This window comes from Nocardia sp. NPDC004722, from assembly GCF_053601505.1.
The window spans coordinates 1-9015 of sequence record NZ_JBSGBY010000345.1; the positions used below are offsets into that span (position 1 = coordinate 1).

General features: G+C 67.7%; 8 protein-coding genes. 4 read left to right on the top strand and 4 right to left on the bottom strand.

Annotation, left to right across the window (positions count from 1 at the left end; genetic code table 11):
• Positions 1–979 (bottom strand): glycosyltransferase (locus tag ACWELQ_RS28530; RefSeq protein WP_452400122.1); only part of this gene is annotated, 979 nt, incomplete at its 3' end.
• 114 nt (positions 980–1093) lie between these two features.
• Here ACWELQ_RS28530 and ACWELQ_RS28535 point away from each other — a divergent pair.
• On the top strand, positions 1094–1507 hold the full coding sequence (locus tag ACWELQ_RS28535; RefSeq protein WP_452400123.1) for a VOC family protein: 414 nt from the start codon (positions 1094–1096) through the stop codon (positions 1505–1507).
• Positions 1508–1756: 249 nt separating this feature from the next.
• Here the strand turns inward: ACWELQ_RS28535 and ACWELQ_RS28540 are convergent, their stop codons facing one another.
• The 3 genes from ACWELQ_RS28540 to ACWELQ_RS28550 all read right to left on the bottom strand — a co-directional run bounded on the left by ACWELQ_RS28540 (position 1757) and on the right by ACWELQ_RS28550 (position 5648).
• Positions 1757–2758: a sigma-70 family RNA polymerase sigma factor gene (locus ACWELQ_RS28540; RefSeq protein ID WP_452400124.1), complete on the bottom strand. Its 1002-nt coding sequence runs from the start codon at positions 2756–2758 to the stop codon at positions 1757–1759.
• Between the two features lie 106 nt (positions 2759–2864).
• Complete coding sequence (locus ACWELQ_RS28545) at positions 2865–4514, bottom strand: acyl-CoA synthetase (RefSeq protein WP_452400125.1); 1650 nt, start codon at positions 4512–4514, stop codon at positions 2865–2867.
• 96 nt (positions 4515–4610) lie between these two features.
• On the bottom strand, positions 4611–5648 hold the full coding sequence (locus ACWELQ_RS28550; RefSeq protein ID WP_452400126.1) for an LLM class F420-dependent oxidoreductase: 1038 nt from the start codon (positions 5646–5648) through the stop codon (positions 4611–4613).
• Positions 5649–5783: 135 nt separating this feature from the next.
• Here ACWELQ_RS28550 and ACWELQ_RS28555 point away from each other — a divergent pair, with 135 nt between their 5' ends.
• Genes ACWELQ_RS28555 through ACWELQ_RS28565 form a run of 3 tightly spaced genes read left to right on the top strand, consistent with a single transcriptional unit; the run spans position 5784 to position 8922 of the window.
• A complete protein-coding gene (locus tag ACWELQ_RS28555) occupies positions 5784–6707 on the top strand; it encodes a Zn-ribbon domain-containing OB-fold protein (RefSeq protein ID WP_452400128.1) in 924 nt (307 codons plus the stop codon).
• 17 nt (positions 6708–6724) lie between these two features.
• Positions 6725–7759 carry a thiolase domain-containing protein gene (locus ACWELQ_RS28560; protein WP_379354442.1) on the top strand — a complete coding sequence of 345 codons (1035 nt, stop codon included), beginning with the start codon at positions 6725–6727 and terminating at the stop codon, positions 7757–7759.
• Positions 7756–8922, top strand: a complete 1167-nt coding sequence (locus ACWELQ_RS28565; protein ID WP_452400127.1) for a thiolase domain-containing protein — start codon at positions 7756–7758, stop codon at positions 8920–8922. The genes ACWELQ_RS28560 and ACWELQ_RS28565 overlap by 4 nt, the downstream gene beginning before the upstream one ends.
• Positions 8923–9015: the final 93 nt, after the last annotated feature.

Sequence of the window (9015 nt, forward strand, 5' to 3'; positions counted from 1 at the left end):
CCGCGCGATGCGCCCGGACGCGGGCGGCGTTGTCGGCATTGTCGCGGCCGTGCGGGAGCACCAGCACCGGCAGGTCGGCGGCGAAGGACTTCATCAGGGTGCCGTGCCCGCCGTGGGTGACGACCAGGCTGGCGTGGCGCATGATCGCGCTGTGTGGGCCGTGCCGGAGCACGGTCACATTGGCGGGCGCGTGGATCGTGTCCGGGTCGATCGCCGGGCCGGTGGTGAGCACCCCGCGCACCGGGAGCAGGGCCAGGGCGTCGGCGATCCTTTGCAGACAGTCGGTTTGGCGTTGGAAGGTGGTGGACAGCGCCACCAGGATCAGCGGCTCGCCGCCGTCGGTCTGGGTCCAGGGTTCCTCCCCCGCCCAGTCCGGTTCATCCAGGATGGGTCCCACCCAGCGCACCCCGTCCGGGGCCTGACCGGTGAAATCGAATGCGGCACTGGACAAGACCAGCTGACGGCGGGCCAGTCGCGCCTGATCCTGATAGTGCGCCAGCCGTTCCAGCCCGAAGTCGGCGCGCAAGGTATTGAGCCGGGGTAGCAGCTCCTCGTCCCAGCGCCGCTGCACCAGCGACCCGACCACCCGGTCGCGCCAGCGGCCCAGCGGACCGGTGGCCTGGCCGAATCCGGTGCCGGGCGGCGGGCCGCCCTCCACCGGCAGCGGGTAGATGCCGGGCACCAGCACCGAGAACGGCACCTCGCAGGCCTGCGCGGCGACCATGGCCCCGAAGGCGAAGAAGGAGGCCAGCACCAGATCCGGTCGCTCGGCATCGATTTCGTCGGCGGTGTCGCGGGCGTATCCGGCGCCCGCGCGCGGCCGCAGTCGCGCTCCCGTCGCCGCCACCGGTCCCGCCAGAGACTCCTCGGCCAGGACCGTCACCCGATGGCCACGCCGCGCCAGTCGCCGCACCACACCCAGTTCCGGCGGCACGGTTCCGCCACTGCCGGTGAGAGCGACCAGGTAGCTGTAGTTCATCGGGCACCTCCCCAGCCACTCTCGCACGACCGATGACTTTTCCGCACCCGCTTCGTCCCCACCAGTACATCGATATACGTGCGACTCGAAACGCAGAGACAGGGGCGAACCGCCATGCCGACCAAGATGATCTTCCTGAACCTGCCCGTGGCCGATCTGGAGCGCTCCAAACGGTTCTACGAGGCCCTGGGCTGGAAGGTGAACCAGGACTTCACCGATGGCAATGCCGCCTGCATCGTGGTCGACGACAATATCTGCCTGATGCTGCTGACCCAGGAGTTCTTCACCACCTTCAGCAGCCGCCCGCTCGCCGACACCCGGGCCACCGTCGGCGGCTTGTACGCGCTCTCCCTGGCCTCCGCCCAGGAGGTCGACGACCTCACCGAGGCGGCCCTGCGCGCCGGCGGCACCGAAGAGGTCAATGCCGATAAACGCGCCCAGGAGGCCGAGGTCGGCATGCACGGCCGCACCTTCCTCGACCCCGACGGCCACCAGTGGGAGCCCTTCTACATGGCCTACCCTGGCTGACCAAATAGCTTGTCCGAGTTGAGCATTCCCCTCGAGGTCACACAATTCGTGTGAGTGATCGATCTTGCACGGCCCCGGCGGCCCGGCAAGGGTAAGAGAACCGGCCAGTGCGTGCGGCATCGCCGCCCCGCCACCCGATCAACGGCGATCGTTCAGCGGTCACCGGATCCTCAGTCTTCGAGGGGGGTCGCGCGCCGGGTCGGTCCGCGGGCCGGTTCCTCTCATGCCTCGGCAGGAGGGCGAACCGGCCTAGTTCGGGCGTAGCTCCTTGGGCAGGCCGAACAGCGGGAAGAGCTTCTCGGTGTCGAGGAAGAAGGTCAGACCCGAGATCTGGTCTCCGTCGAGTTCCAGGGTCGTGATCGACCACGGAATCCACACGCCCGGCTCGTCGCCCGGCTTGTAGTGGCCGAAGGCGGGCAGGCCGTTCGCGCCCGCCAGCGGCACCATGCGCGAATCCCGGCAGCCCTGGCCGGTGCCGAGCATGAACTCGGCGACGTTCTGCGGACCGGAGACCCACAGCGAGAACGGCGGCATGGACAGTGCCACATCGGCTTTGAGCAGATCGGTGAGCGCGTCCATGTCGTAGGCCTCGAAGGCCTTGACGAAATCGTCGACGAGCTTGCGCTGCTGCTCGTTGTTCTCGTCGAAAGTGTCCGAGACCGTGGCGGTCTCCTGCACCTTCGACATGGTGGCGCGGGCGCGCTGCAAGGCGCTGTTCACCGACGCGGGCGAGACATTGAGCATGTCGGCGGTCTCCCCCGCCGAGAACCGCAGCACCTCGCGCATGATCAGGATCGCGCGCTGGCTGGCGGGCAGGTGTTGCACGGCGGCCACGAAGGCCAGGCGCAGGGTGTCTTTCGTGCTGGCGGCCTCGGCCGGGTCCGCGCCGAAGGCGAGCGCGTTCGGAATCGGTTCCACCCAGACGTAATCCGGCTCCGGCGCGGGCAGCGTGGAATCGGGGGTGGAGGGGCCGTTCAGATCCATCGGCCGGGCGCGCCGCTGCGGCCCGTCGAGCATGTCGAGGCAGACATTGGTGGCGATCTTGTAGAGCCACGAGCGCAGGCTGGAACGTCCCTCGAAGGAGTCGTAGGACTTCCACGCGCGCGTGAACGTCTCCTGCACCGCGTCTTCGGCTTCGAACGATGACCCGAGCATTCGATAGGCGTAAGCGCACAATTCCCGCCGATGCCCCTCGAAAGAGCGCAACACATCATCCGAAATGGTGATCGATCTGCCTGCCTTCTCGCTCATGCCAGACAGCCTCGCACAGCCCACCGACAAAAACTGCCCGCCTGCGCAAGCAGGCGGGCAATCACATTCTTGTAATTCGTTGTGCTCGAATTACTCAGCGGCGGACCTACTTCGCCGTGGACGCGGACGCGTGGTTGTCGGCCTCGCGGGCCTCGGTCTGCGCCTTGGCCCACTTGTAGTCGGGCTTACCGGCGGGCGAACGCTTGATCTCGTCGGCGTACCACAGGCTGCGCGGCATCTTGTAGGACGAGATCTCCTTGACCAGCGTCGGCCGCAGCTCGTCCAGCGTCGGGCGGGCACCGTCGCGACACTGCACGACCGCGACCACCCGCTGACCCCAGCGCTCGTCGGGCACGCCGACCACCAGCGCGTCGAAGATCTCCGGATGCGCCTTGAGCGCGCCCTCGACCTCTTCGGGGTAGATCTTCTCGCCACCGGAGTTGATCGACACCGAGCCGCGACCCAGCATGGTCACGGTGCCGTCCTCCTCCACCCGGGCGTAGTCGCCGGGAATGGAGTAGCGAATCCCGTTGAACACCTTGAAGGTTTCGGCGGTCTTGACCGGGTCGTTGTAGTAGCCCAGCGGGATGTTGCCGGTGCGGGCGAGCATGCCGACCTGGCCGGAACCGGCCGCGACCTCGTTGCCCTCCTCGTCGATCACCTTGGTGGAGCCGTCGATCTTCACCCGCGGGCCACCGGTGTGGGTGGTGCCCTTGGCGGCCACCGACAGACCGCCGAAGCCGGTCTCCGAGGAGCCGATCGAGTCGGTGATGAGCGCGTTCGGGAACCGCTCGATGAAGTCGTCCTTGAGCGCGGGCGAGAACAGCGCCGCACTGGAGGCCAGCACCCACAGGCTCGAATGGTTATAGGGCGCACCGGTTTCCGGATTGCCCGCGGCCACCGCGTCCAGCATCGGACGGGCCATCGCGTCACCGGTAATAAAGATCATGTTCACGCCGTGCCGCTCGATCGCCTGCCACACTCCGTGGCCGCTGAACTCCGGCAGCATGACGGCCTTGCCACCGTCGAAGAGGCTGTGCAGGGTGGCGGTGAACGCGCCGCCGTGGATCAGCGGCGGGATCGGGTAGCGCACCATCGGCGAGTTGCCGCTGGCGCCGCCCTTGGCCTGCTCCCACTCGTCCTCGATGAAGACGCCGGTGTAGAAGTTGATGCCGCCGCCGAGCACGCGCCACCAGTCCTCCTGCCGCCACATCACGCCCTTGGGCATGCCGGTGGTGCCGCCGGTGTAGATCATCATGATGTCGTCGGAGGAGCGCTCCTCGAAATCGCGCTCGCCGTGCGAACCCGCCAGCGCCGCTTCGTATTCGACGGCGCTCGGGGGCAGCGGCAGATCGGTGCCGTCCTCGACGGTGATGACCGACTTGATGGCCGGCACGTTCGGCAGCACATTGGCGACCTTGTCGCTGTAGCGCCGCTCGTGAATGAGAGCGACCATGTCCGAGTTCTCGAAAATGTATTGCAACTCGTTCTCAACGTAGCGGTAGTTCACGTTGATCATCACCGCGCGGGCCTTGAAGATGGCCACCATGGACTCGACGGCCTCGATGGTGTTGCGCGAGTACACACCGACCTTGTCACCGGGCTTGACACCCTGTTCCTGCAGGTAGTGCGCCAACCGGTTGGCCCGGTCCTCCAGCTCGGCGTAGGTCACCGAACGCGAGTCGTCAACCAGTGCGACACGTTCCGGCATGAGGTCGATGGTGTGCTCGACGAGGTCCGCAATGTTGTAGCTCACAGGATCAAAATAGAACGTGTTCTTGTGTGTGACAAGCCACAAATCTCACTCAGTCGACGGACCGAATGTGCCCCCTGTCACACACTACGCCCATTCCTACGATTCGATCAGCGGACGGAGGGCCTCGAACTGGGCGACATCGCGCACGCCGATGAGCATCATGGTGACGCCCGCCTTCTCCCAGACCTTCAGCTGCTCACGCACCTCGGCCTCGTTGCCGATGATGGTGGTGTCGAGGATCAGCTCGTCCGGAACCGCCGCGGCCGCTTCCGCTTTGCGCCCCGAGCGGAACAGCTGGGTGATCTCGTCGACCGCCTCGCCATAGCCCATGCGCCGGTACACCTCGGCGTGGAAGTTCAGCTCCTCCGCGCCCATGCCGCCGATGTAGAGCGCGCTGTAGGGCCGGATGGCGTCCAGGGCGGCCTTGCGATCGTCGGTCAGGATCACCTGCGCGGTGGCGGCGATCTCGAAGTCCTCGCGTGAGCGCCGCGCGCCCGGCCGCGAGAAGCCCTCGTCGAGCCATTCGTTGTACATGTCGGCCAGCCGCGGCGTGTAGTAGATGGCGAGCCAGCCGTCGGCGATCTCGGCGGTCAGCGCCACGTTCTTGGGACCCTCCGCGCCGAGCCAGATCGGCAGGTCCGCGCGCAGCGGGTGGGTGATCGGCTTGAGCGGCTTGCCCAATCCCGTTGCGCCCGCGCCGTTGAAGGGCAGCGGGTAGGCCGGGCCGTCGCTGGTCACCTTGGCCTCACGGGCCAGCACCTGCCGCACGATCGAGACGTATTCGCGGGTGCGCGCGAGCGGTTTGGCGAAGGACTGTCCGTACCAGCCCTCGACCACCTGCGGGCCGGAGACGCCGAGACCGAGAATGTGCCGCCCGCCGCTGAGGTGGTCGAGGGTCAGCGCGGCCATGGCGGTGGCGGTGGGCGTGCGCGCGGACAGCTGCACGACCGAGGTGCCGAGGCGGACCCGGCTGGTGTCGGAGCCGTACCAGGCCAGCGGTGTGAAGGCGTCCGAACCCCAGGATTCCGCGGTGAAGACGGCGTCGAAGCCGGACTCCTCGGCGGCCGCCACCAGCTCCCGATGATTGGCGGGCGGCTGCGCGCCCCAATATCCGAGTTGCAGACCAAAGCGCATTTCGGCGTTCCTTCCTAGAACATTTCGAGGCCGTCGGCGAGGGCTCAGCCCCGGCCCTTGCCACCGTCACTAGAACCTGTTCTACTCGATCTCGTGACTCTGGGGAACACCGAAGTACTGTCCGCACCGCTGCGGATGCAATTCGACTACACCCGCTCCACCGGTCCGATCATCGGCCGCTTCCTCACGGAACTGCGGTCCGGCAAGGTCGTCGGGGTGCGGGGTTCCGATGGGCGCGTGATCGTGCCGCCCGCGGAATTCGATCCGAAGACCAGCGAACCCCTCTCGGAGTTCGTCGAGGTCTCCGACGTGGGCACCGTCCAGACCTGGTCGTGGGTGGCCGAGCCGATTCCCGGCCAGCCCTTCGACCGGCCCTTCGCCTTCGCGCTCATCAAGCTCGACGGCGCGGACACCGCCATCCTGCACGCCGTGGATGTGGCCTCGCCCGAGGACATTTCGACCGGTCTGCGGGTGCGGGCGCGCTGGGCCGCCGAGCGCACCGGCCGCATCCAGGACATCGCCGCCTTCGAGCCCGGCGAAACCTCCAATGCGCCCACCGATCCCGCGTCGGATGCCGAACCCATCACCGGCATCGTGACCCCGGTCGACTTCTCCATCAAGCACACCGCCGCCCCGCAGGAAGCCGTCTTCCTCAAGGGCCTGATGGAAGGCAAGCTGCTCGGCGCCCGTGCCCAGATGGACGGCAAGGTGTACTTCCCGCCCCGCGGCGCGGACCCGCGCGACGGCTCGCCGACCGACGACTTCGTCGAGGTGGCCGACACCGGCATCGTGACCACGTTCTGCATCGTGAACGTGCCGTTCATGGGCCAGTCCATCAAGCCCCCGTACGTGGCCGCCTACATCCTGTTGGACGGCACCGATATTCCGTTCCTGCACCTGGTGCTCGGCATCGAGGCGAGCGAGGTCCGGATGGGCATGAAGGTGAAGGCCGTGTGGAAGCCGCGCGAGGAGTGGGGCCTGTCCATCGGCAACATCGACCACTTCCGGCCCACCGGCGAACCGGACGCCGACTACGACTCTTTCGCGCACCACCTGTAGAGAGGCGCTGAAATACCTTGAGTAACACAGCAACCGACATCGCGGTGGTGGGCTTCGCGCACGCGCCGCACGTGCCGGAGACCTTCGGCACCACCAACGGCGTGGAGATGCTCGCGCCGTGCTTCCAGGAGCTCAAGTCCAAGCTCGGCATCGGTGTCTCCGATATCGGCTTCTGGTGCTCCGGCTCCTCGGATTACCTTGCCGGACGCGCCTTCTCGTTCATCTCGGCCATCGACTCCATCGGCGCGGTGCCGCCGATCAACGAGTCGCACGTGGAGATGGACGCCGCCTGGGCACTGTACGAGGCGTGGGTGAAAATCCGCTCCGGACAAGCGGATACGGCACTGGTGTACGGCTTCGGCAAGTCGTCGGCCGGCACCCTGCGCCAGATCCTGAGTCTGCAGACCGACCCGTACCTGGTCGCGCCGCTGTGGCCGGACTCGGTGTCCATGGCCGGATTGCAGGCCCGCGCGGGCCTGGACGCGGGACTCTGGACGGAGGCCGACATGGCCGCCGTGGCCGCCCGCAGCAATGGCATCGACGTCGAAAAGCTTTTGGCCGAAGCCAAAGTCGCGGATCCGTTCCGGGCCCACGACATCGCGCCGATCACCGACGGCGCGGCCGCCATCGTGCTGGCCCGGGGTGACCGTGCCCGCGAACTGTGCGAGCGCCCGGCCTGGCTGACCGGCATGGCCCACTACATCGACACCCCGGTGCTGGGTGCGCGCGACCTCACCGTCTCGGAGTCCGCCAAGCGCGCGGCCGACGCCGTCACCGGCGGCGACGCGAGCGGCTTCGACGTCGCCGAGCTGCACGCGCAGTTCAGCCACGAGGAGCTGATCCTCAAGCAGGCCATCGGCCTGAACGGGAACACCCGCATCAACCCCTCGGGCGGTCCGCTCTCGGGCAACCCGATGTTCGCGGCCGGACTCGAGCGCATCGGCTTCGCCGCCACCGAAATCTTCAATGGCACCGCGAATCGCGCACTGGCACATGCCAGTTCGGGTCCCGCGTTGCAGCAGAACCTGGTCGCCACCCTGGAGGCACGATGACCTTGCCAGCCGCTGTCCTGGGAACCGGACAGACTCATCACGTGACCAAACGGTCGGATGTCTCGATGGCCGGCATGGTCCGGGAAGCCATCGACCGGGCGCTCACGGACTCCGGTCTGACCATGGCCGACATCGACGCGGTCGTGGTCGGCAAGGCCCCCGACTTCTTCGAGGGCTCCATGATGCCGGAGCTGTTCCTCGCGGATGCGTTGGGCGCCACCGGAAAACCGCTGCTCCGGGTGCACACGGCCGGTTCGGTCGGCGGCTCCACCGCCGTCGTCGCCGCCAACCAGGTGCAGGCGGGGGTGCACGGCAAGGTGCTGGCCCTCGCGTGGGAGAAGCAGTCGGAGTCCAACGCCATGTGGGCGTTGTCGAACCCGGTGCCGTTCACCAAGCCGGTGGGCGCGGGCGCGGGCGGCTACTTCGCCCCGCATGTGCGCTCCTACATTCACCGCTCCAACGCCCCGGTGCACGTGGGCGCGATGGTGGCGGTGAAGGATCGCCGCAATGGCGCGCGCAACCCGTTCGCGCACCTGCACCAGCCCGACATCACGGTGGAATCGGTGATGGCGTCCCAAATGCTCTGGGACCCTATCCGTTTCGACGAGACCTGCCCGTCCTCCGACGGCGCGTGCGCCATCGTGATCGGCGACGAGGCGTCGGCCAAGGCGGCCGAGGCGCAGGGCAAGAAGGTGGCCTGGGTGCACGGCACCTCCATGCGCACCGAGCCGCTCGCCTACGCCGGGCGCGACCAGGTCAGTCCGCAGGCCGGAAGGCAAGCCGCGCAGGCGCTCTGGAAGCAGGCCGGAATCACCGACCCGCTCGAGGAGATCGACGCGGCCGAGATCTACGTCCCCTTCTCCTGGTTCGAGCCGATGTGGCTGGAGAACCTCGGATTCGTTCCGGAGAACGAGGGCTGGAAGCTCACCGAGGCCGGCGAGACCGCCATCGGCGGGAAGCTGCCGGTCAACCCCTCGGGCGGCGTGCTGTCCTCCAACCCGATCGGCGCCTCCGGCATGATCCGCTTCGCCGAGGCCGCCAAGCAGGTCATGGGCCGCGCGGGCGACTACCAGGTGGAGAACGCGCGCAAGGCGTTCGGGCACGCGTACGGCGGTGGCTCGCAGTACTTCTCGATGTGGGTCGTCGGGAGTGAGCAGCAGTGACCACCACGACCGAACACCCGGCGCGGATCGCGGGCGCGGCCTCGCAGGCCGCGGTGCGCGCCAAGGACAAGGACGCCTGGGTGGCCTTGTTCG

Coding starts and splice junctions, on each gene's coding strand:
- ACWELQ_RS28555 (WP_452400128.1), top strand. CDS start 5,784: ATGCAATTCGACTACACCCGCTCCACCGGTCCGATCATCGGCCGCTTC.
- ACWELQ_RS28565 (WP_452400127.1), top strand. CDS start 7,756: ATGACCTTGCCAGCCGCTGTCCTGGGAACCGGACAGACTCATCACGTG.
- ACWELQ_RS28540 (WP_452400124.1), bottom strand. CDS start 2,758: ATGAGCGAGAAGGCAGGCAGATCGATCACCATTTCGGATGATGTGTTG.
- ACWELQ_RS28550 (WP_452400126.1), bottom strand. CDS start 5,648: ATGCGCTTTGGTCTGCAACTCGGATATTGGGGCGCGCAGCCGCCCGCC.
- ACWELQ_RS28535 (WP_452400123.1), top strand. CDS start 1,094: ATGCCGACCAAGATGATCTTCCTGAACCTGCCCGTGGCCGATCTGGAG.